The 23,249-nt window shown below is 43.5% G+C and carries 20 protein-coding genes; 10 read left to right on the top strand and 10 right to left on the bottom strand.

Features of this window, described 5'->3' with window-relative positions; all coding sequences use genetic code 11:
- Positions 1-33 precede the first annotated feature (33 nt).
- The 7 genes from VF06_RS17955 to VF06_RS17930 all read left to right on the top strand — a co-directional run bounded on the left by VF06_RS17955 (position 34) and on the right by VF06_RS17930 (position 6,839).
- A complete protein-coding gene (locus VF06_RS17955) occupies positions 34-531 on the top strand; it encodes a pPIWI_RE_Y domain-containing protein (protein ID WP_099068482.1) in 498 nt (165 codons plus the stop codon).
- A gap of 180 nt (positions 532-711) precedes the next feature.
- On the top strand, positions 712-1,185 hold the full coding sequence (locus VF06_RS17950) for a restriction endonuclease-related protein (RefSeq protein ID WP_099068481.1): 474 nt from the start codon (positions 712-714) through the stop codon (positions 1,183-1,185).
- Positions 1,186-1,189: 4 nt separating this feature from the next.
- Positions 1,190-1,633: a pPIWI_RE_Z domain-containing protein gene (locus VF06_RS42765; protein WP_244918139.1), complete on the top strand. Its 444-nt coding sequence runs from the start codon at positions 1,190-1,192 to the stop codon at positions 1,631-1,633.
- Between the two features lie 8 nt (positions 1,634-1,641).
- The gene (locus VF06_RS17945) at positions 1,642-4,815 is read left to right on the top strand and encodes a hypothetical protein (protein ID WP_244918138.1); all 3,174 of its coding nucleotides are present in this window, start codon (positions 1,642-1,644) and stop codon (positions 4,813-4,815) included.
- Positions 4,812-5,546: a hypothetical protein gene (locus VF06_RS17940; protein WP_099068480.1), complete on the top strand. Its 735-nt coding sequence runs from the start codon at positions 4,812-4,814 to the stop codon at positions 5,544-5,546. Before VF06_RS17945 ends, VF06_RS17940 begins: the two co-directional genes overlap by 4 nt.
- 164 nt (positions 5,547-5,710) lie before the next feature.
- On the top strand, positions 5,711-6,217 hold the full coding sequence (locus tag VF06_RS17935; RefSeq protein WP_099068479.1) for a hypothetical protein: 507 nt from the start codon (positions 5,711-5,713) through the stop codon (positions 6,215-6,217).
- Positions 6,204-6,839, top strand: coding sequence for an RNaseH domain-containing protein (locus VF06_RS17930; protein ID WP_099068478.1), 636 nt, complete (start codon positions 6,204-6,206; stop codon positions 6,837-6,839). Before VF06_RS17935 ends, VF06_RS17930 begins: the two co-directional genes overlap by 14 nt.
- A gap of 195 nt (positions 6,840-7,034) precedes the next feature.
- Here VF06_RS17930 and VF06_RS17925 read toward each other — a convergent pair whose 3' ends face one another.
- Complete coding sequence (locus tag VF06_RS17925) at positions 7,035-9,020, bottom strand: amylo-alpha-1,6-glucosidase (protein ID WP_099068477.1); 1,986 nt, start codon at positions 9,018-9,020, stop codon at positions 7,035-7,037.
- Positions 9,021-9,597: 577 nt separating this feature from the next.
- On the opposite strand from VF06_RS17925, the gene VF06_RS17920 reads away from it, so the two are divergent.
- A complete protein-coding gene (locus VF06_RS17920; protein WP_099068476.1) occupies positions 9,598-11,064 on the top strand; it encodes a diguanylate cyclase in 1,467 nt (488 codons plus the stop codon).
- Between the two features lie 15 nt (positions 11,065-11,079).
- Here VF06_RS17920 and VF06_RS17915 read toward each other — a convergent pair whose 3' ends face one another.
- A complete protein-coding gene (locus VF06_RS17915) occupies positions 11,080-11,640 on the bottom strand; it encodes a hypothetical protein (RefSeq protein ID WP_099068529.1) in 561 nt (186 codons plus the stop codon).
- A 386-nt stretch (positions 11,641-12,026) separates the two neighbouring features.
- Between VF06_RS17915 and VF06_RS17905 the strand changes: the two genes are divergently transcribed.
- Positions 12,027-12,404 carry a hypothetical protein gene (locus VF06_RS17905; protein WP_099068474.1) on the top strand — a complete coding sequence of 126 codons (378 nt, stop codon included), beginning with the start codon at positions 12,027-12,029 and terminating at the stop codon, positions 12,402-12,404.
- Positions 12,405-12,803: 399 nt separating this feature from the next.
- Here VF06_RS17905 and VF06_RS17900 read toward each other — a convergent pair whose 3' ends face one another.
- The 5 genes from VF06_RS17900 to pipX all read right to left on the bottom strand — a co-directional run bounded on the left by VF06_RS17900 (position 12,804) and on the right by pipX (position 18,619).
- The gene (locus VF06_RS17900) at positions 12,804-15,476 is read right to left on the bottom strand and encodes a DEAD/DEAH box helicase (RefSeq protein ID WP_099068473.1); all 2,673 of its coding nucleotides are present in this window, start codon (positions 15,474-15,476) and stop codon (positions 12,804-12,806) included.
- Between the two features lie 197 nt (positions 15,477-15,673).
- Positions 15,674-16,492, bottom strand: a complete 819-nt coding sequence (gene proC, locus VF06_RS17895) for a pyrroline-5-carboxylate reductase (protein ID WP_099068472.1) — start codon at positions 16,490-16,492, stop codon at positions 15,674-15,676.
- A 191-nt stretch (positions 16,493-16,683) separates the two neighbouring features.
- Positions 16,684-17,292 carry a cell division protein SepF gene (locus VF06_RS17890; RefSeq protein WP_099068471.1) on the bottom strand — a complete coding sequence of 203 codons (609 nt, stop codon included), beginning with the start codon at positions 17,290-17,292 and terminating at the stop codon, positions 16,684-16,686.
- 383 nt (positions 17,293-17,675) lie between these two features.
- Positions 17,676-18,344 (bottom strand): YggS family pyridoxal phosphate-dependent enzyme, encoded by a 669-nt coding sequence (locus VF06_RS17885; RefSeq protein ID WP_099068470.1) that lies wholly within the window; start codon positions 18,342-18,344, stop codon positions 17,676-17,678.
- Positions 18,341-18,619: a transcriptional coactivator PipX gene (gene pipX, locus VF06_RS17880; protein ID WP_096536564.1), complete on the bottom strand. Its 279-nt coding sequence runs from the start codon at positions 18,617-18,619 to the stop codon at positions 18,341-18,343. The genes VF06_RS17885 and pipX overlap by 4 nt, the downstream gene beginning before the upstream one ends.
- Before the next feature lie 272 nt (positions 18,620-18,891).
- On the opposite strand from pipX, the gene VF06_RS39280 reads away from it, so the two are divergent.
- On the top strand, positions 18,892-19,164 hold the full coding sequence (locus VF06_RS39280; RefSeq protein WP_143874523.1) for a hypothetical protein: 273 nt from the start codon (positions 18,892-18,894) through the stop codon (positions 19,162-19,164).
- On the opposite strand, the gene VF06_RS17870 is transcribed toward VF06_RS39280, so the two are convergent.
- The 3 genes from VF06_RS17870 to der form a co-directional block, all read right to left on the bottom strand.
- Positions 19,158-20,786: an anthranilate synthase component I gene (locus VF06_RS17870; protein ID WP_099068469.1), complete on the bottom strand. Its 1,629-nt coding sequence runs from the start codon at positions 20,784-20,786 to the stop codon at positions 19,158-19,160. The two genes, VF06_RS39280 and VF06_RS17870, sit on opposite strands and share 7 nt — an antisense overlap.
- 38 nt (positions 20,787-20,824) lie before the next feature.
- Positions 20,825-21,745, bottom strand: a complete 921-nt coding sequence (locus VF06_RS17865; RefSeq protein ID WP_099068468.1) for an energy-coupling factor transporter transmembrane component T family protein — start codon at positions 21,743-21,745, stop codon at positions 20,825-20,827.
- A gap of 121 nt (positions 21,746-21,866) precedes the next feature.
- Positions 21,867-23,228: a ribosome biogenesis GTPase Der gene (gene der, locus VF06_RS17860; RefSeq protein WP_099068467.1), complete on the bottom strand. Its 1,362-nt coding sequence runs from the start codon at positions 23,226-23,228 to the stop codon at positions 21,867-21,869.
- Positions 23,229-23,249: the final 21 nt, after the last annotated feature.

Genomic DNA, 23,249 nt, shown 5'->3' with positions numbered 1-23,249 from the left:
ATTAAAGACACATAATAACAAAGGAGGTACTGCTTGGATAACAGCGAAATAATCATATTTGATTTTCTGGTTGTTGGTTTAGCAGAGTTTTTCCGCCTAGATACTCAATACCAAATCCCTAAATACCCGTACCCTGATTTTTTACAGCGTGCTTGCAACACCCTGGTATTGAAGATGACAGGTATTCCTTATCCACGTACTTTAGAAGGTCTTTTTAGTCTTTTAGAAAAACCCTTGCATACATGGTATCCGCTAGCAATACCGAAAGAGTTTGACTCAGAATATGGCTTCATATACGATAAAGCCCTAAGTGAAGAAGCAAGTCAATATTTCTACGAACAGTTGATAAAACGAGGGCAACTGCCTGAGTTTGCTTCTGTGAAAGTACAGCAACTTGCACTGGAAAACTTTTTGTTTCAGAGGTTGTTGGAGAGACTGCAAGAAGCCAATGAAAACGATGCTGAACGCGCTCTGCAAGAATATGTTTTGCTGCGGCGATTCTTAATTGAGAATCCTTATACTACTTTATAGAGCCTACGCAAGACCTTTTCTAAGACACGTTACATATCTATTAATGATGTTGGCGAACTATACGAAGACTGTAAGGAAAATGAATCTTATTGGTGCTGCGATCGCTGCGGCCCTTTAATTAAAAAACATGGGCATTTACGTGGCATTAAGCCCAGTGTCTGCAACGACCATCGCAAAAACTTGTCTTATGTCCGGCGTGTTTATTGGAAGCAAGGTCTACGTCGTCTGAAATTTGGTATTCATTGGCGTGTCTGTTTGCCTGGAATCCCAGAAATACGTCTGTTCGAGGCTTTACAAAAGCTGCATCAACAACAACCAGAATATCTTTGTGAAGTTCAACTTTGGCCTGGTATTGACCGTTACGACCTACAACTACGTTTTGGTGATGGTTCAGTGTGGGCTGTAGATGTCAAAGACTACCGCAATCCCTATGATTTGGCTTTGCAACTGAAGCCGATATTTGGTGAAGGCGATTTGCGCTACGACGAGAGTTTTTATGTGATTCCTAACCATCGTCTGCATCAACGCCAAGATTACATTGATATCTTGCGTGAAGAAGCAACAGGATTGCCAAAAAGCACCCATCTTTTCAGCGATACAGCTTTTGAAGAACAAGTCAGCACCAAGATAATGCACCTGAGTAAAGGGAAATAGCATTATGAGTCAAATGACATTATTTGAGCCACCTGTGATTTTTACAAAACGTATCAAAGAATTGAAAGATAACTCTGAGCTAAATCGAGAGCAAGCCCAATTATTACTTCAGGTAGAACTTGGCTTTGCCTTGATGGAGTGTTTAGGAATCGATGATGAACCAGTCACAGCAGTTTGGGCAATACTCAGTGGTATGCCTTTACGACATCCACGTTTACAAAACTTAGATGAAAGTCAGAGGCGTGCAGTTGCTAATGCTCGGCAAATTATCCCATTTTCTGCACGTTTTGTATGGTTGGGGGCATTACGTTTTTATATCCGCAATATTCCGCAAAACTGGCGTAATTATGATTTTAATATCCAGGATTTGGATTCTCAGATTCTTCATGCGGCGAAATCTTTGCGCCATCAAGTCCACCAAAATTTAATTTATATGAAAGCTGTCTGAGTGCCGATTTGGAGTTTCGCGAACGCAGGGCTGAACCAGCAAAGGCTGGAGTTCCCTACCAATTCCAGGCTAAGACAGAAAAAGAAACTGTCACGATGCAAGTACAGTTCACACCTGAACATTTAAGTCCTGCACGACAACAACCTTGGTTTCCTACACCACGCGATCGCAACCCTTTTTCAGTGCAAATTTCAGATTTAGAGTCAGATGCAGAGTTCCTCGATCGCCGCGAACAGTTACTAGCACGCCGATATGGATGGGATGAAACACAAAAAGGACATTGGGTAAGCCGCTTTCGCAAAATCAACTTTCACAAAATTCAGCAAGATGGGACGGTGAGCGATCGCAATACAGAACCACTAGATTTGGATGGTTTTGTACATATTGCAGGACAGGTTGCTTCTGGGAAGTCTACCAAGTCAACTTTGCTTGCTGTTAATGTTGTGCGAAATCATAGCGATCGCCGTATCACCTTAGTTGTCAGTGATGTACAGTCAGCAATTCGGTTAGCAAATCAAATTAATTGGTGGTTTTGTGACGATCCAGAAAACGATGAGCCAGTTGCAGTACCGTTATTAGGACGCAGTAAGCGAGACACACATCTAAAAAGCTTCTATGGCTCAAAAGACTTTCAGGAACATTGGCAACGCGGACAACCACACTGGGGCGATCGCTTTTTGGGAACGGCTTGTGCTTTGCAAGGACTCCTACAAGCTAGCGACATCTTCGACCGTTTGCATGGTAAGCCACTCATACCTGGAACTGAGCCATGTCATACTTTGAAAGAAGCACCAGAAAGCGAAACCAAGCGTAAAAAACAAAACAATCACCCTGGCCTACCTCACTTGTGTCCGTTTTTTGCCACTTGCCCATCACAGCAAGTCTATCGTGATATGCCAAATGCTCGTGTTTGGATTACAACTCCAGGTGCAATGGCAATGGCTGGTTTACCGCGTCATCTAGAATTGCGTCCCATCAAAATAGGGGAACTCGTTTATCTACATTCGGATATTGTTGTATTCGATGAAGTAGACACAGTTATTAAGTGGTTTGATGATGTATATGCTGAAGAAGTTTTACTGACCAATGGTGGTGTTTTTGATGACATTGGGGTACAAACTGAAGATTACATGAGATTCAACCGTGTCACCCCACCATTGATGCAGCGATGGACAACAGCAGAACGTCATGTACAAAGTGTAGTTACAGCAACTTTAACCCTATTAGATAAGCGTTTAGGACACGAGTTTTTACGTAAATGGATAGAACGTGGCTATTTTACACCTAATTCTCTCCTATATAAATTTGCTCGTCGCCTAGCTGGACTTGAAGAATTAGATTCTCCTGATGTCACTGAGCAAGAAATTAAAGCTAATAATCGACGCGTACACCAGATAATGCGATATTTTGACGCGTTACTTGATGATGACCCTTTACTTGGACAACCTCGACCAAATTCTAAAGTTCAGAGACTAGCACTGTTGATTCAACAGATTAATAGTATTGGCGAAAGTGCTACCGACGATAGTATTTATCGTGCTTGCAAAGCTTGGATAGTTGATTTTTTCCCCAAAACAGGAAAAAGGTTAGCAAAACTGCGAGAACAACTAGAAAAACGTCAAAACAATTCACAGCAGACAGCCAAGAAAAAACGGCGAAAGTCCTCAAAACAGGAGGAAGAATCAGATCCGGTAGATACCCTCGAAACCCTAGCTTATCGTTTACAGTTTGCCTTGACCATCACCCTTTTAGATCGGCACACACGCATTGTTTTTTATGAATGGCATCATCGACCACCCACTTTAGATGACGAGCCACCACATCGTCGGATGCCAACAGCAATGTTAAATATTTTACCCTTACCGCCAACAGGAAGGCAGTTTGGTACTTACTATTCCCGCAAGGATGACAATCACAACCAATCTGAGAATAGCAGCGAAAATGCTTTATCTATATTTGCCTATACCAACATTGGTCGTTACTATGTTTTGAACTTTCATCGCTTGCTGACAGACTTGGATGGTCAACGCGGCCCTAACGTTTTAGCACTATCAGGAACATCTTATCTACGAGATTCCACTCGGTTTCATGTGGGTAATCCCCAAGGTATTTTAATGCCAGAGCCGAGTGCCACAGAAGCAATTGCCCAAAGTCGCTTCAAGTTTCTACCCCAATCGAACCACAAAGATGAACCTATCGGTATTTCTGGGACAGCAGAACGCCAAAAAATGGGAATGTTTAAAGAAATGGCACAAGCATTAGTTGGTAACAATGGTAGCGGCCATTTAGGACAGGAACTTGAGGAATTGAAACAGCATGGCCAGAGCAATCCAGATTTTTGGCAGGATAGGGAACGCATACTATTACTCGTCAACTCCTACGATCAGGCGCGATGGGTAGCAGAGGAAATCCGTCAATGTTGGTGGGGTATGCGGGAGCAAGTTTACCATTTGCAGCGCGATCGCACAGAAACTTTGACTGAGGATGACATCAACTATCTCTCAAGGATGGAAGTTGGTGCGCTCAACCGTGCTGACATCGAAACTTTCGCACTGACTGGCGGTAAAATCCTGGCTGCACCAATAAGTGCAATGGGGCGCGGATTCAACATTTTGAATGCCAATGGTAAAGCGGCTTTTGGTGCAGTTTACTTTCTCACCCGTCCCTATCCTCATCCCCATGATACTCAAGCGATCGCTCAAGAAATCAACCGTCGTGCTTTGGATTGGGTAGAAGATACGAATTTTGTTGCTTGGGAAGGAGACGGAATTTTAGGGCGTGCGGAAGCTGTGCGCCAATTGGCTGCACGTTACTGGCGATCGGTAGAACATCGTTCTTACTACAAAACACTGTATAAAAATGAAGAATTACGCGCCTTTCCCCGTCAAGACTTAGCCGCAACTACGGCTGGCGTAATCGTTCAAGCTGTCGGTCGTCTTTTGCGCGGAGGTGTTCCCTTTCACGCTTACTTTGTTGATTCTGCTTGGGCACCAAACTATGCCAAAGAGCAACAGCCCGATACACCACGTACCAGCTTGCTAGCCGCAATCATTGATTTGCTTTGTGATTATGTTGATGAAGATGTTATCAGTAAGGCTTTATACCAATCAATCGCAGATGCTTTGGTTGATATTGATGGCTTCAACTGGGAAATAGATCCAAGAGATAAAGAGAGAGTATGACTAGTAGAACTAAACCAGCAAATATTTTGCTACCCGCCCGCATGAGTTTGGTAACAGATGCCTTTGCTAACCTAGAGATTGCTGTACTGCCATTTCCTTTTGTTCAGGTGGTAGCAGACTTCCGCCGTGATATGGATCGAGTACTGTCTCGTGGTAATAAAAAAATAGAGGTTCCGCCACCATATCGACAGTTAAATAATGCTCTAGTTGCCTGTGCATCTACACTGACATACGGCTTTGAGTATGTTGGTTACGATCGAGAAAGTAACTCTTCCTTATATCAGGGGTTAGCTGTAGGAACTCCAGAGAACCCATTGAAAACCCCTACACTCCAGCAAATACATGAATTAGTGAGAATTTGGGCACAGGAGTGGACGAAGAAATATCGTGACAAAGGTAAACCGGATGAAGTGAATAGCGTGTGCGATCGCTTTCTCGAAAGAATGGCTATCATACCACCTGATTGGGATTGGCAACAGATTAAACCGGAAACACTTGTGCGCGATATCAACGCAGAGAGAGGATTGGGATTTCAAGCTATTCCTAGTCTTTTAGCAACAATGTTACATGGTAAAAAGTGCATTATTAACTCTGGAAAAAGACAACAGGAAATTCAATGGCGCAAAGTACAGGGAGGTGGTTCGGGTAAAGTTGGACTGTACTTAGTTAGTAAGCCGTTTAAAGCGAATTATACAGATAATGGCAAGGAAAGAGAAAAGCACGCGCTCTAGAACAACCAGAAAATATTCTGAATAATCTCGCAGGATTTGGTAATTTAGATAACTCAAATAACTGGGGTGACAAAGACGAATATTATCTAATTCATACTGAAGGCTATAAGTATGAGCATGAGAAACATAAACGAGGACATAGTATAAAAACGGGCTTTAATTTTTTGGAACGGGGGGATATTATTGCACGGGTACTGGAATTACTCAACGGCATTTTAGTACCAGATAATCCGATGCAATCTGACATTCCTGCACCATCTGGTATAAAAGCACCACTAGCAATGCGAGATTATGAATTTATTTCTAGACCTCGTAAAAAGCGCCAACCTTATCAGCAAATTGCTATTAATGGTATTTACCGAGCATTGCAGGGTAAAGCAATGCACATTTTTCTGATTTATCGAGAACAAGATACTTGTGAAGTAGTTTACCAACAATTACGTGATGTATTTCTTCTAAATGAAAATGAAGATTTTCCTCAAGATATAACAGTTTCAAAAATTTTGATTGATGATGCGACGCTTTTGCAGCCACTTAATACAGGTGGATTATTGCCGAAAGATCGTAATAAATTCGATGAGCAAATACGTAAGCAGCATCAAGTAAAGCGAGAAGCATGGCGAATTTTTCTCCAAAAAAAATTTAGACAGACCAACCATTGTTTTAATTGAAGCCGAAGGGTGGCGTAACGAACGTGGCGAAGATAATGAAGGCAAAATCTGGCCTCAGTTGCAAAATGAGTACCTGCTGGCAAAACGCAACGTTCTAGACTTCAGCCATGTTCCTGGTCATACTTGCGAGTACAGCCGTGAGAATAACCAATTAAAGAACTTATTAGCAGTAATTCGGATTCGCACTGGTAAAGAAACACCACAATACATCACTAATCGAGAAACTTGGAGCGAAGATTGTCCAACACGAGATTTACCACATCTCAGCGGTTTTTACGATGGGTCAGCACCAGAATTGCTACATTATTTCTCTGTGGGAAGGCTACCAAAAACACAAAAACTGCAAAATGAGATGCCAATACCCGAACTTTACAAACTCGGTTATCAAGACGATGAATACGGTGCTAACATCCCATTCAAACATCAACAAATGGTGGAAATTGTGCCGTTCTTTGTACGCTCAGATTTTCAAAAACAAGAAGCTTTAAAGGCGCTGTGTCGAGTACCTCACTATTTAAGATCCACACCTGCTTGGTCTATGGGAAATATCGTTTTGCCATACCCAATGCATTTAGGCAAGGAACTCATAGAAGACCATCTATGCATACTTAGTGTAAATTGACAAAGGAAAGTCCAAAAAATAAATTATTCCGGTTAAAGCGTTAACAGTCAACAGCAGCAATGAAATATTTTTTTACTTGGAAGTCCCAAATTTAACGTGAGGCATAATCAAAGGTATTTGTTATGCCTCAACAGATGAACTTTCTTAACACCAAGCGTCTCCTTTTCATCACAAGCCCCTTAACCGGAGGCGATATCAAACCTCCGTCACCAACCAAGCACGCAACACCTCTGCAACTGTCCATGCTTGGGCAATGCATCCGCGTGGAGTCATTGGGGCATCGCCATCAAAAATTTCGCTGAGACTGCCAATGCCATGTGCTATTAGATGATTAGCCATTGGTTGCAGAAATTGACGCGCCTGTTTAGGATTTTTGTAGACGCGTAGATGTGCTGTGACAAACGACCCTAACAACCAACCCCACACAGTCCCCTGATGGTAAGCACCATCGCGTTGATACTGGTTGCCACCGTATTTACTCTGGTATTGGGGATGATTGAAAGCGAGCGATCGCAATCCATGTGAAGTTAGTAGCATCTGTCCACAAATGTCTACCACTGCTTTTTGTTGGGCTGTTGTCAATGGGCTTTCTGGTAGGGAAACGGCAAAAATTTGGTTAGGGCGTACAGATGGATCATCTCCGTTGGGAGTATCCAACACATCGTAACAGTAGCCGGTTTGCTGATTCCAAAAGCGAGCAAATCTGATTTGGGCGCGGTCTGCCATCGCTTCATACTCTTGGTGGGGTTTGCCAATCAAACGAGCAAACTTAGCCATTGTTCGCAGGGAGTTATACCACAGGGCATTAACTTCTATTGGTTTGCCAATGCGGGGTGTTACTACCCAATCTCCAACTTTCGCATCCATCCAAGTCAGTTGCACGCCCTTTTCTCCTGCATACAGTAAACCATCGGTGGCATCGAGGTGGATGTTGTAGCGCGTACCGCGACAGTGCCAGTTGATGATATCCGCTAGCACGGGGAATAGTTCCATTAGTAAATCATTATCCTCAGTGGCGTTGTAATAAGCTCGAATGGCTTCAAAATACCAAAGAGTTGCATCGACTGTGTTGTATTCTGGTGTCTGGCCTGCATCCGGGAAACGATTGGGCAACATTCCCTGGTCTACGTGCCTAGCAAAGGTGCGAAGAATCGAACGTGCAATTTCTGGGCGGCCAGTGGCCAAGGTTAAACCAGGAAGGCTAATCATGGTATCACGTCCCCAGTCACTAAACCAGGGATAACCAGCAATGATAGTTTTGCCTTGGGGGTCTTCTGGTACTGAACGTTCAACGATAAACTGGTCAGCAGCCAAAACCAAATGATTCACCCAAGCAGGAGGATCGGCAGCATTCAAAGGTCGGTTAGATTTCCAAAGTCCAATTAATTTCTGTTCTAGGGTGTGGCGATGTTTGAGTGCTGCTTCGCCGTTCAACTCTGGTTGCTTGTGAGTGCTAGCAACAAAGGTGAGGGATTCTCCTAAATTGAGGGTAACTTCAAAGGTAGCGGCGTGGAGGTGGTCTTCTTTGTCGCTTAATCCTCGATAGCGTTCTACAGCTAAGTCAAAGTTATAGTACCAATTGTGGGCAGGGGAGGCGCTGGCGCGGTCAGTTAGTAGATATATAGGTACGGCATCAGGATAGGCACTGACACAAATTCCCTGTTCCACTTGTTCGATAGACATCTGCCAATCATTATAATTGTGGGTGTCGCTGTGGTAATCGCGGTAGTTAGCGATCGCCTTAAGCGTCAACTTCAGTGGTTGAGTGGCACGACGCAGAGTATATTGTACGTAAGTTGTATTCGCTGCCTGTTGCATCCAGATTCGTTTTTCTAACAATGCATCAGCAACAGCAAAACGCCACAGGGGAACTGTACCTTCTAAAGAAAAATGTTCGATATTTTGATAGCCGTGGGCATCAATGGTACCATCTACCCAACGATTGGTATATAGAGAATAAAAGCCATCGCCATACAAGACTGTTTCATCTAGCTTTGCTAACAGTAAAGTGCGACCCAGAGGCGGTTGCAAAGCTGCCACTAATAAACCGTGATAGCGGCGAGTTAATAAACCTGCCACGGTTCCAGAAGCATAACCCCCGATACCGTTAGTCACTAACCATTCCCGTAATGCTGCTATGTCCAGATTACCGCAGATTTCCCGCCCAAATTCCATACACATAACTCAACACTCTTGCTGGCGATCGATATTTGGATTATCAGTTATCGATCGCATAGTGTGGTGAAATGGACATTAAGAAATTATAAAAAAGTAATTGCCGAATCTCGAATATTCGCAGACATGAATTCAGAGTTGTATCTAAAAAAATAAATTGCTCGGCTTTAGGTTGTTGATTAGTTGATTGTTGACTGTTGACTGTTGATTGTTGACTGATACCAATTTTGCAGCCTTTGTGACAAAGGTATTTCAATAATTTCAAACAATACTTACTATACCAATTTAGTCTCAGAACTTCTTATCTCTATCTCCCTTGTCCTCCTTGTCCCCTTGTCCCTCTTCTCCATTCTCCCATACTCGTCCCTTTTCCAAGACGATCGCTGATTTTGCTTGTTAAACTTTAAGTTATCAATATAGCACTCCCAAATAATTTATGAAATCTTACATGTTAGGGTTATTGATTGTTAACAGTCAACAGTCAACACCTATATGTTCACAACTGAAATAGGATTGCTATATAAGCATAATTAAGTATTTTACAAAACTATTTTCCAGTTATCAGTTAGTAAAATTGCAATTAATGAACGAACAATTGAAAGTGATACGAGTTGCTTGGTGCAGTCCAACTGATTTGCCCAAACCCCAAAATTTATCTCTCAATTTGGAGTGGGTTCAAGTTGATAGTCCCGCTTTATTTGAGAAACATTTTAATGCTGTTGTACTTGATATTAGGAATTTTGATAATTTGGAGCAAGTCAAGTTTATATACACTAATGTTGGTTTGCCAACAGTAATTTTGATAGACACTATAGAGCAAGAATCCACTGCTCTTTCTTGGTTGGATGCAGGGGATGAAACCTGTAAACGGGATGCCATTGATTGGCAAATCGGTTTGCGTTTGCAACGGAGTTTATGGCATAGCAAGCAAAAGCATTCTTTTAATCTTGATAAATTAACGGGGACTGCTAATTTTCGTAAGTTTAATGATTATGCCATCGAGCTTTTAACATCCAACGAAGATGTAGAGTCTGTATGTTTGATTTACCTTGATATTGACCGTTTTAAGTTTATTAACGATAGTCACGGTCATATTGCGGGGGATCAGATTTTGCAGGAGGTCGGGCAGATTTTACAAAAGTACTCTCTAGGAGCAGGAATTGTCGCTCGGACGGGGGGTGATAAATTTGCTATTTGTATGCGTGGTAATACTGAGCAGGGAAAAGCTTTTGCAGAATTTCTCAGAACTCAAATCGAAACTTATGAATTCAGACTTAAGGAAAAGTCTTCAGTTCATATCACAGCTTCCTTGGGAGTGGTACCCATGACTGGACATTCATCTCTTGAACAACTGTGGCAAGAAATCAATCAATGCGTCTATGCTGCTAAACAGAAGGGACGCAACCAAGTTGTCACTGCTGAGGAATTTGATGCTATTGCAGACGCTTCTGGACAAGATAAGCTAATTACTGATTTTGAGCATCGAATTCGCGTCACTGCTGAACGGATGATTAATGAGATGGTGCTTAAGGCTAGTCGTTTAGCGAAGAAATACAGAGCAGAAGCTGAACACGATGGCTTGACTGAGATTTTCAATCGCCGCTATCTCGACAGATTACTATTGCGGGAAATAGAAAAGTCTCACAAGTATCAGCAACCATTAACAGTAATACTCTTAGATCTAGATTATTTTGGTGAAGTCAATCGAACCTACGGCTTTCCCACTGGAGATAAAGCACTGAAAACTGCTGCTCATGTATTTAAAAGTAACGTTAGAGGAGTGGATTGGGTGACACGTTACGGTGGCGAAGAATTTTGTATAGTCATGTCCGATACCGATTTGAACACAGGCTATCAAATAGCCGAACGAATTCGTCTAGCTCTGAGCCAGGAAATCCTTACAGCTTACAATGGCGAACAGTTTCGACTGACTGCTAGCATTGGAATTGTGCAACTGATACCAGAAGATAATCCTATTTCTTTGTTGCAGCGTGCTAGTGACAAAGTTCGAGAGGCAAAGAAAAACGGACGCAATCAAACTTGCTTGTGATTGCTACAGTACAATTTAGGGATTAATTGCCGAATTAGCCATTTTCACTAAAGAAGCGCGATCGCCAGCTTTCAATCCCACAGTATATTGCACGCCCTGTTGTCGCCAAGTCAAGGTAGCATCCGAACAATTAGCACCACAACTAAAATCTACAAAATAGCCAGTAATACCTTTAGCTAAAGATACACGTTTACCAGTAAGGCGGGGCGTTTTCTGGGTTACCGCTTCAGCAGACAGCACACCCAAACGGCAAGCATTTCCACCATTACAATCAGGACTAAAACCCAGTAAAATATCGTACTTCTTTTGGCTAGCAGTTTCTATAATCGCGTAAATCGGGTATTCCCCATCCGACTCTGGAATAAACTTCGGTAATAATATCTTGATTTGAGTTTTTTGCTTTAATTTAGGCAAAATCGGTCTAAAAACTGGATGTGATTGGATTTTAGTTTGTCCTTGTGCTATTAGTTGAGCCTGATGCTTAACACTAGCTACTGCTGACTTGGGAAAACTGCTAGGACTAACTAATAAAAACACAGCACATACAGTACCAATTTGTTTAAAGCCTAAAATCATAGTTTCAAACCTTTTTAATCTTAAACACTTATTTGTAATACCCATTTTCTGTATCAAATTACGCATTTTATAAATATAAGAGTACAAAAACTGGGAATAATGATATCAATTTGTTGACTGTTGACTGTTGACTAACGCATTAAGTTATTGTCCTTGTCTCCCTTGTCTCTCCCATCTCCCCCATCTCCCCCATCTCCCCCATCTCCCCCTCTCCCCACCTCCCTACAGCAAAAATTACGTTTTAGAACGCAAAATGTGATTACAGATTGGGATTTAAAAATCTGATAAATTTTTGATTTTATAGATGAAAATAGATAAAAGGTCACTTGACCTATAACTTTTAATCGGATAGCCTTAGCGTTCAGAAACATTTTATTGGGAAACCGATGAACAGAAAACTAATACTGAATTTGCTTTCTACTTCCACAATTTTTGCCTCGCTGATGTCCACCCTGGGAATATTTCATCCTGCCCATGCTAGTATCACTCAGCGATTAATGCACACCCAAGACGGCCGCACCTGCATCACTAACCCACATGGCGGTAAAGATTTTATATGCATTCGAGATTCTGAGAGAAAGCAACCTTACACCTCTAAACAACGTTCCACCACTGTTGTCACATCAGTATCAGATGAGAATATTGCGATGCTGGACTTTACTGAAGAGGAAAGCGAAGCTGCAATTAAATTATTTGCCTGTGACTGTCCATATTGCATAAATTCTCTGCGTCAGTTGCGTGGCACTGGCAACTTGGTGTACTAGAGTTGAAAAGTCTTGATGGCGATCGCAATAACTTCTATTCAACTGTTAACAACATCCTGATAGTCTACAAAACTGTACCAATTTTGGATTTTAAAGTTTGGATGTTGGCTCGAAAGTCTCAATTACAAAGCCATTCCCAGAATTCCAAACAATACCACCGATCCTAAATTTGGTAAAAAGTATACAAACCAAAAAAGCATTTTTAATTAAAGCAAGGGACTGGGGACTGAGTGAAAAGTCTTTTGATGTCTAAGTTTTTTCGTATGTTAATGTCCTAACCGCCTTGACTGTTGCTATGTAACCAAAGAATGAAGACGCGGGGACTAGTATATACGATGCAGAGATTCATTTCTCACCGTTACTATGTCCCTGCATCCCCGTGTCCCCCTCGTGTCCGCTTCATTCAACCACTTCATTCACAGGGAATCTATCAATCAGCTGCATTGCCCGATAAGCATTACGCTGGAAAGAATCTGGTAAGTGGGGAACATGGGGTATCTGCGATAATAAATCCAATGTCCGCCGTAAAATTCTCACTACGTCACCTTCGTCCAAACTGGTGTTATTGCACAGTTCTGTCCACTCCATACCCAGCGCCCACTGTTCCACTAAGGCAATTAACTCAAACTCCAGCCATATAGGTAAAGCTACGTTATAGCGACGTTGTAATTGGAACATCTGCCGACGAATTCCCCGTAACTTTCCTAAGGCTTCTGTGACTTCATTACTGAGGTCAAAGTTAACCTTACTATCTGGACGTGGAGTTTCTGTCACCAAAGCGGCCGCCGCTGCTGCTAAATGGTGCGGATCTAAGTTGTCCAGTTCGCGGCTAGCGAATACTAAACCCAGCCACAATTCATTTTCACCACGAATGGCAGCAGCAATTTGCCCTAGTTGTGTGGGTAATAGGTTATCTAATGCACCAAAGTGTTGCAGAATAGCAATTAAATTGAGAAATTCTTCCCAATGACGTTGTGACTGTTGCTCCACTACCGCTTGCAACTCTTCGAGTTCAGCTTCTAGTTCAACATACCGGGCCCTGCGTTTGAAAATAGTTCCGACATTGCCTGATTGATGTATGGGATGAGCTTCTATTTGCTCTTGGATAGCGGTAACACGACTGAGTTGTTCGGCAACCTCTGGTGCCATATACAAAGACTCTATGGGATTGGGAATTCGAGTGGCGATGGCAAATGTTTCGGCATCGCCAAGAGTTGACTGCCCCGGTTTCAATGACATTTCTGTTGGTGGTAGTACTTCAGGTGGTACTTCAACTCGCGGCAGTTCGGCATACAAATCCACTACATCTGCTGTAGTTGCCACATACCAACGGTTATCGTATCCCAAGCATACCAAGTAAGGAGTGTCGCCAGAACCAGGGGTTTTTCCCACTAACACTGCGGTTACGGGTGAAGATACTGGGATATTTTTACCTTTGAGACTCAACAGAGTTCCCGACACTGCAAAGCCCAACATCATCGCCAATTGTTCTTGCCTATCTGAGAGGGCTTGTTCTTGTAGAGTTTTCAATATCTGGCGTTCTACCTTCAAGCGTTGCCGCAATTTCTCATAAACAGCCAGTTCATTTTCATCAACGGCGGCGATTTGCTCTTGTAATTGGGCTAATTGCGCTTGCAGTTCGGTTATTTCATCGTATTCTGGCCTTAAATGCAAAGTCGCCATATACTGCCCAAAACTGCGTTCTATCAGTTCCCTAGCTTCCTCTAAGGTATGAGTTTGCAGCAAGTTGAGTACCATACCGTAACTCGGCGTAAACTGGCTGACTAGAGGATCTGGCTTGGATGTGGCCAAATAGGCAGCTTCTTTAGCTCCTTCAAAGGGAGTTTGCACTGTCACCACATGACCTTGTTTATCCATTCCCCGGCGGCCTGCTCGTCCCGCCATTTGCAGAAATTCGGAAGCGTTTAGCAGGCGGTGTCCAGTGTCAGTACGCTTGGAAAGGGTGGAAATTACCGTTGTCCGGGCGGGCATATTAATTCCGGCTGCCAATGTCTCAGTGGCGAATACCACTTTAATCAGCCCTTGCTGAAATAATTCTTCCACCAATGCTTTCCATGCAGGTAAAATCCCGGCGTGGTGGGCAGCGATTCCTCTGTACAGGGGAGCAATTTGTCCGGAACGTCCGGCTTCGGGATTGCGGTTTAAAAACTCATCAATTTGTTCCCGTAAAATTTGCGACTCTTCATTATTTACCAGCCATAAATCCCCCACTTCTGCCACTGCTTTATCACATCCCCGACGGCTGAAGATAAAGTAAATGGCTGGTAGCATATCCCTTTGCTGCAAGTGGCTCAGGGTATAAATAATTCCGGGGGCCTCTGGTCTACCAGCTTTCCCCCGATCGCCTTGTCTTCTTTTACCGCGATTAGCCAGACGGGGGTTAATTTTGGTTTTGCTATCATTCAACAGCGGAAACAAGCCTTTGGCATTACAAAAATGAAATTCCAAAGGTACTGGGCGAAAATCCGAGTAAATCAGGTCTGTTGGCCCGTGGACGCGATTGAGCCAATCGGTGAGTTGATCGCTATTGGCTACAGTTGCCGAAAGGGCTACTAATTGGACTTCGTGGGGACAGTAGATGATTGATTCTTCCCAAACGGTACCGCGTTGGCGATCGTTCATGTAGTGGCATTCATCTAACACCACCGCCTCAACGTCCACTAACGAAATGCCCACTTGCCCAATGGGTGTACCATAAAGCATATTGCGGAAAATTTCTGTGGTCATCACCAAAATTGGTGCATCCCTGTTAATGGAAGCATCTCCTGTTAACAGTCCCACCAAATCCAACCCGAATTTTTCTCGAAAATCACGTAATTTTTGATTCGACAACGCCTTCAGGGGAGTAGTGTAGAACACACGTTTTCCTCGCGACAGGGCGCGATAAATGGCATATTCCCCTACTAATGTTTTGCCCGAACCTGTAGGCGCACATACAACTACGGAACGTCCAGCGTTGAGGGATGCGATGGCATCCTTTTGGAACCGATCCAGTTCAAAGGGAAATATCGACCTCAGGTCAAGTTCAGGAGAAGGCGCGGGATAATTCACTCAATCACATTTGCAACCAGACTGTTTACTATACTAACGGGTCTTTTGTCAACTTTGTTAGGAATTGGGCATTGGGCATTGGGCATTGGGCATGGGGCATTGGCAGTGGGGAGGTTGAGAAGCTTTTTGATAATCTCCTCACACTACCTCTTCTCTGTCATCCTATGCCCTATCCCCCATGCCCCATGCCCCATTTTTCATTTTCCCAGCTCTTGCGATCGCTCTGTGGCAGCTTTTACTGCTTCAATTAAAGCAGAGCGAAATCCTGCCTTTTCTAATTGGGCAATCCCGGCGATTGTTGTACCACCAGGACTAGTAACGCGATCTTTGAGTTCTGCTGGGTGCATTTTGGTTTCCTGCAACAGTTTTGCTGTTCCCAGTACTGTTTGCAAGGCTAGTTGATTGGCAATGATTCTGGGTAAACCTGCGGCTACTCCACCATCAGCAAGTGCTTCTATCAATAGCGCCACATAAGCCGGGCCGCTACCAGATAACCCTGTAACTGCGTCCATCAGCACTTCTGAAACTTCTACAACTTCGCCCACAGATCCAAAAACTTGATGTGCTATTTGGTGATGCTTCTGGTTGGTATATGCACCCAAACAAACTGCTGTAACTCCTGCTCCCACTGTTGCTGGAGTGTTGGGCATTGCTCTAATTACTGGTAGTTGCACAAATGCAGCTTCTAACTGACTTAAAGTTACACCCGCTAAGATGGAAATAATCAATGGTGGGTGTTCTATTTTCAGAATATCAATATCAGCTAACTCTTGAGCAATGGTACTAAAAACCTGGGGTTTCACTGCCAAAAACACTACTTCTTTGGCTTCCGTGAAAACCTGGCTACTATCAGTTGCAACGGCAACATTGTAGCGCTGTTTTAAAAATTCCTGGCGTGAGGGTAGCGGTTCGCTAACTATGACTTCTGAGGATTTATAAATTCCAAGGGCAATAAGGCGGGATAACAGCGATTCTCCCATTACCCCACCACCAATTAAGCCAAATTTAATAGTCATTAGTCATTGGTCATTAGTCATTTGTCATCGGTCATTTGTCATTCGTCATTGTTTATTCCTAACAAACAAAGGACAAAGCGCAAAGTTTGGGTGGAGAATTTCTACCATCAAATGCTACTTGCTTTTAGCCAGGAGACCCGTCCAAGGCAGTAGTTTCACTTTCAATAAGAGGACAAAAGACTAATTTAATTTTATTGTGCCATCCGGTTAGGTTCGTTACCCCAACTTTGATTTGAAGGTGAAGAACCTGCGGGGCGAGAAGGACGGACTGGTGGTTGTGGTACTTCATGAAGAACGCCACCTTGGGTACTAACTTGTACGCAGCTTGGTGTAAACAAAAAGATGCTCTCACCGATGCGTTCTTGATGTCCATCTAAAGCGTAAGTGCCACCTGCGACAAAATCCACTGCTCGCTGAGCTTGGTCTGGATCCATAATTGTCAGGTTCAACACCACTGACTTGCGTTCTCGCAGCGCTTGAATTGCCTGAGGCATTTCTTCAAAGGTGCGTGGTTCGAGTACTAAAACTTCCGAAATTCCGTTAATTGCTCCTGGCATACCAATCACATTCCCCATTGGCTTTGACCCTGCTGCTGCTATCTCTTCTCCCATTGTAGGCACTGGTTCCCGCCAACGTCTATTTTGAGTTGCTGGGGTTTCTTGTGGTACTGGTTGGGGATTTTCTTGTTGATAGAGATTTTGGTAGTTATTCTCTGTATCTGGTTCTTCTTCGTAATACTCGTATTCCACTTGCTCATTTAGGCCTACAAAGTCCCTGAGTTTGGAAAAAATGTTGTTCATTGTGTACTCTCCTGGTGCGAATAGCCGGTATTGACTTGGCTTAAATGGTTAATTCAGCCATCTGCGTAGGCGTAGCCCGCCGTAGGCATCGCTACATGGTCGGATACTTCAGCAAATATATTGCTATTTGTAGCCTATACTACGGGCTTTGGCGATGAACGGACACTTTTAGCAAGGCCTGTACATCGCCTAAACATAATAATGAGTCAAGATTATATCCTAAGGTTTGTCCAAAGGAAAGTTCTTTTACCCGAATTTTACTTGGCGATTGCTCTTGTCAATACTATATCCTTTGTTTCTAATTGCACCAGTCTGTTACAAAATTGTTGTCATCAAATCCCGACCTTCAATTAATACTTAACCACAAGCGTGGCACTAGTATGCTATGGGCGATGGCCAAATAAGATGGTTCCCAATCGTACCATCGTTGTCCCTGCTTGCACTGCCAGTTCGTAGTCGCCTGACATACCCATAGACAACTGCTGCATTTTAATATGCGACCAGTCTTGCTCTTGGATTTCTTTTGCCAATTGGCGACATCGCTCAAACACACTTAGAATTTCGGCATCAGCCAATCCTATGGGTGGAATTGTCATTAAACCTTGAATTTGTAAAGTTTTACATTGATTTAGAGCAGGTAAATCAGACAAAAGTTCTGGTACACTCCAACCCGACTTGTAAGGATCGGGAAGAATTTTCACTTGCAAGCAAACTTGGGGAGTCACTCCTAGTTGTTGCGCCAATTGTTCTAAGCGCACTGCCAGCTTTAAATTATCTACGGAGTGAATCCATTGAAATTGTTCAATGGCTTTTTTGGCTTTATTGCTTTGCAAATGTCCAATAAAGTGCCAAGTAATATCCGATAAGTCTTGCAACTGGGCTTGTTTAATGGAAGCTTCTTGGATGCGGCTTTCCCCAAAATCACGAATTCCTGCCGCATAGGCACAGCGAATCGCCTCAGTAGAAACTTGCTTGCTGACAGCAATCAATCTGACTGAAGTTGGTAGCGAGGAACGAATAGAAACAATACGTTCGTAAATCGAACTGTTCATTGGAAGGTGCGTTGGAAAACACTCTGAAGCTGATCGTACTCCTGAGATTGCCCAGTGCGACGCAGGGTGCGTAAGCGATTTTCCAACATCATTCTAGCTTCAGTGCGTCCGATAGGCTGGAACTTAACACCTTTAATGTCATTTGCCACCAAAAAAAATAAACGCTGGGCATAAAGTGTGGTGAATAGATCTTGGTTTTCATCAACCATACAGATCTTGTAAAGTAAACCCCAAGTTGGATGATTTATGTAAGTTTCTGCGTTTTCTGGATTCATTGAATAGTCAAGGTGGGAAATATGTTAAGTGCTTTCGCAGTTCATTCCAAACATTCAGACGATAATACCAACATTCGTCAGAATATTTTCTAAAATGCGAAAATATGGTTTTGAAGACCTTGATCTAGTTTTTAATCGGCTTTTTAAGCAAGCGGTAGTGAGGCGGAAGTTGTTAAAAGCTTGGCCTAGTAAGGGAAAACACCCGATAAACTTCCCGACAGTTCCTTAGCCAACTTTCTAACTTCTTTCCATACTGCCACAACTGTCGCCCAATGGAACAAAATAACTCATCTCAATGGAATATTGGGGATGGGGCATGGGGCATTGGGCATGGGAAGACAAGGCAGACAAGGAGAGAAGTCACCAGCGTCGGCTTGGGGCGTACACCGAAGGGGTTACCGCAGGCATCAGAACTTCGGGGAGACACCATTCCCAATGCCCAATGCCCCACGCCCAATGCCCAATGCCCAATGCCCAATGCCCAATGCCCAATGCCCAATGCCCAATGCCCAATGCCCAATGCCCAATGCCCCATTTTTTATTGATTATTCAGCATTTTCAGTGCTGCTAGTTGTGCTTGAGCTTTGTGCAGAGATTCATACCATTCTTTTTCAGGATCGCTGTCTGCAACAATTCCGGCACCTACTTGTCCCCAAACAATGTTGAGTGGGGGATGGGGAGATGTAGCTTTAGCTTCTCTTTGGGAGACGCTAGCGCCAACCCGCAGGGTGGGAGATGAGGAAGTAATTTCTTCGCGTACTCCCCTGACCACGCCACCTTGATTCATGGGTGCTAGTAGCAGGGTGCGGATTAAGATATTTAAGTCTAAATTACCACGCCAATCTAAATAGCCACAGGAACCGTAGAATAAGCTGCGCCGCACTGGTTCTAGTTCTTCGATAATTTCCATGCAGCGGATTTTGGGACAGCCTGTAATTGTGCCACCTGGGAAGGTAGCGCGAATTAAATCAATGGTGGTGCGATCGCTTTTTAAAGTACCTTGGATGTTGCTCACGAGGTGCATTACATGGCTATATCGCTCAATTGTCAGCAATTCGTCTACAACAACACTTCCCCATTCACAGACTCGCCCTAAATCGTTGCGTTCCAAGTCCACAAGCATGATGTGTTCTGCACGTTCTTTGCTGTTGCTAAGTAAATCTTGTGCCAGTTGCATATCTTGTTCTGGAGTTATACCACGCGATCGCGTGCCGGCGATGGGTCTGGTTTGTGCTTGTCGATTTTGCAACAATACCAACCGTTCCGGGGAACAACTCATTACTTCTCCCCAAGGCGTTTGCCAATAGCTGGCAAAAGGTGAAGGATTGATTTTTTGTAAGGCTTGGTAAATTTCCCACCCAGAAGCGGCTGTGGATGCTTGAAACCGTAAAGAAAGATTTGTCTGAAAAATATCTCCAGCTTGAATATATTTTTTCGCCTGATTGACAGAGGTTTCATAATCTGCTTGGCATGTCAAGAAAAGAGGCGGCAAAGCAGAAAGCAGGGAGCAGGGGGGAGGATTTTCTCCTTTGTTCGCTACCCCCTGCCCGTTTACCTCTTTGTCCAAGTTTTTCTGTAACTCATCGAGTCCATTGGGATGGCTGGCGGCTAACCAAAGAATTTGTTGGGCGTGGTCTAAAACTGCAAAACAATCTGGTTCATACCAAAAAGCTACGGGAAATGGTAGGGGATCAATTTTATTAGTCGGTAGCTGTTCAATTTCCCATGCGACATCGTAGCCTAGCCAACCCAACCAACCACCGTTAAAAGGAAGGTGGGATGGGGCATTGGGCACTTGTACTGAGCGTAGTCGTTGGCGCAGCCTCTCGCAGAGAAGTATTGGGCATTGGGCATTGGGCAGAAGAGGGGGAGGGGAAAAATTCATCTCCCCTGCTCCCTCATCACCTTGCTGCAACAATTTTTCTAGGAGGGGGAAAACTTCCCCTAGTGCTGGCGTCCACATTTGGGGAACACCATCGATTACACGGGGAGCGCCTGCACAGATAGAATATCGACTGAGTTGGGGATGTTCGATGGGGGTTGGGTAAGGACTTTCCAGTAAGGTAGCAATTCCTGTGGTGGTGCTGGAGCGAAACAAGGCAGCAAAAACTTCGGAACCTGTGCGCTTTTCTAAGGGTAGCGATCGCCAATACCAAGCCTTGGTCATACTATAATTAGAAGCTTTCTATTTTCAAGGGTGGCAAATTAGACTTTAGTTCCTACAGCTAGCCGTATTCCCCAGAATAAGATTAAAGTTGCAATAGCAACCCAGTCAAGAGCTTTTAATCGTAAGTCGTGCCACTGGACTCGATGCTCATTGGGACTGGTAAAACCCCGCACCATCATTGCATTGGCCATTTGTTCGGCTCGTAGGAGAAGATTATCTAACAATCTCTCTGCCACTGTCATCCAAACCTTAAATGCTCCTTTTAATCCCAGCTTTTTCCAGTTGATTGCCCTTGTCATTACAGAACGAAATAAGTTTTGGACTTCTTCTAAAACTAAAGGTATAAAGCGCAAAGATAAAGTTAAAGTTAAAGTAATTTCTGTAACAGGCAACTTCAAACGCCGTAGGGGTTGCATTAAGCTTTCTATACCAGATGTGATTTCTTCTGGTGCGGTTGTCAGTAGATACAGATTGGTGCTGTAAATCACAGTAAATATAATCGAACTCAGACTAATTCCCAAATCCAAAGAACGGCGAGTCACTCTGACTGGGCCTTTATGAAATAGTACGTAGCTGTATTTTTGCCCATTACTTGTTTCTTCTGGAGCTACATTATTGGAATTTGCTGGCTGAGTTAATATTTGTTCATTTGCTGGTAGGCGTGGCTGATAATTTATACCCATTGCATCTGGACTGATGGCTGCGATCGCTAAAACGAAAAATGATAGCATCAACAGCCAACCCATTTGTTGCCGCCATACTCGTCGGGGAATTTTTGCAAATAAGGTCGTAATAATCAACATTACCACCAACAGCACCCGCCAAAAGTTGTTGGCTAAGACATAGCTGGTTAAAAAACTCATCAACCAGGCAAACTTGACTCGCGGATCGATTTTATGCAACCAAGTTTGGGGTTGTTCTAAATAAAGTCCAAGTGGTAGCGATCGCAGTAAATCCATGTTTTGATTTTAGATTTTAGATTTTGGATTTTGGATTATGACGGTGGTTGTGATTCTCTAATGTTTTGGACTTTAACCTAATTTGCCCGAATCTAAAATCAAAAATCAAAAATCCAAAATTCTAGACGCGTGTTGCTCGATTAACACTACCACTTTCAACATCACGAACTTTTTTACTCCGCCAGAGTAAACGAATGGGGCTACCTTTAAATCCTAGCTGTTGCCTGAATTGTCGCTCAATGTAACGACGATAGTTGTCGTTAAAGCGTTTGGCGTCGTTGACAAATAAGGCGATGGTTGGCGGTTGGGTACTCACTTGTGTACCATAATAAATTTTGCCCTGACGGCCACTGCGCGATGCTGGTGGTGAATGCCAACTCACCGCATCTGTTAAAACTTCATTAATCACTGATGTGCTAACGCGGCGTTTGTGTGATTCCGCCGCTATGTTCGCTATGTCTAAAATCTTTTCTATCCGTTGTCCTGTTAAAGCACTAACAAAGATTGTTTCCGCCCATTCAGTGAAATGTAACCGTGCTTGCAGACTTTTTTCGTAGTCGTAGATTGTGTAAGAGTCTTTTTCCACAACATCCCACTTATTAACTACGATGATGCAAGCTCTACCTTCGTCAATAATCCGCCCAGCTAATTTTTGGTCTTGCTCTGTAACTCCATCCACAGCATCTAGTACTAATAAAACCACGTCAGCGCGGCGAATTGCTTTAAAAGCACGGTTTATGCTAAAAAATTCTGTGCCGTATTCTATTTGTTTCTTTTTGCGAATGCCGGCGGTGTCAATCAAGCGATAGGTTTGCCCGTTTCGTTCCACAACAGTATCAATGGCATCGCGGGTTGTACCGGAAATGGGGCTGACAATTGCTCTTTCTTCACCAACAAAAGCATTGAGTAAACTAGATTTACCGACGTTTGGGCGTCCGACAATTGCAATTTTGATTTCGTTATTTTCTGGGATTTCTCCCACAACAGGAATGTGATTAATTAACTCATCGAGTAACTCTCCAGTGCCACTTCCATGAATGGCTGAGATGGGATAAGGTTCTCCCAATCCCAATTCCCAGAATTCAGCCGCTTGGATTAAGCCTTGTTCTGGAGATTCGCATTTATTGACAGCTAGTAGCACTGGTACGGGTTGTTGGCGCAACCAAGTAGCGATTTCTTGGTCTGCGGATGTGGGGCCTGTTTGACCATCGACTACAAAAATAGCAGCACTGGCTTCTCTGAGTGCTGTCATTGCCTGTTGGCGAATCAGGGGTAAAAATTCCGTATCATCATTAAAAACTAAACCGCCGGTGTCTACCACCAAAAACTCACGATCGCGCCAGTAAGCATCCATGTAAGTGCGATCGCGTGTCACCCCTGGTTCATCATGGACAATCGCCGTTTGTTCCCCAGCGAGACGATTAACCAGGGTAGATTTGCCCACATTTGGGCGTCCGATAATAGCAACAATTGGCAGTCCCATAAAACCAGGGTAAGTGAGAAA

This window comes from Nostoc linckia z4 (genome assembly GCF_002608075.1).
Lineage (GTDB): Bacteria > Cyanobacteriota > Cyanobacteriia > Cyanobacteriales > Nostocaceae > Nostoc > Nostoc linckia.
Note: the sequence above shows the minus strand (reverse complement) of the source record. Positions and strands in the feature narration are given on the sequence as shown.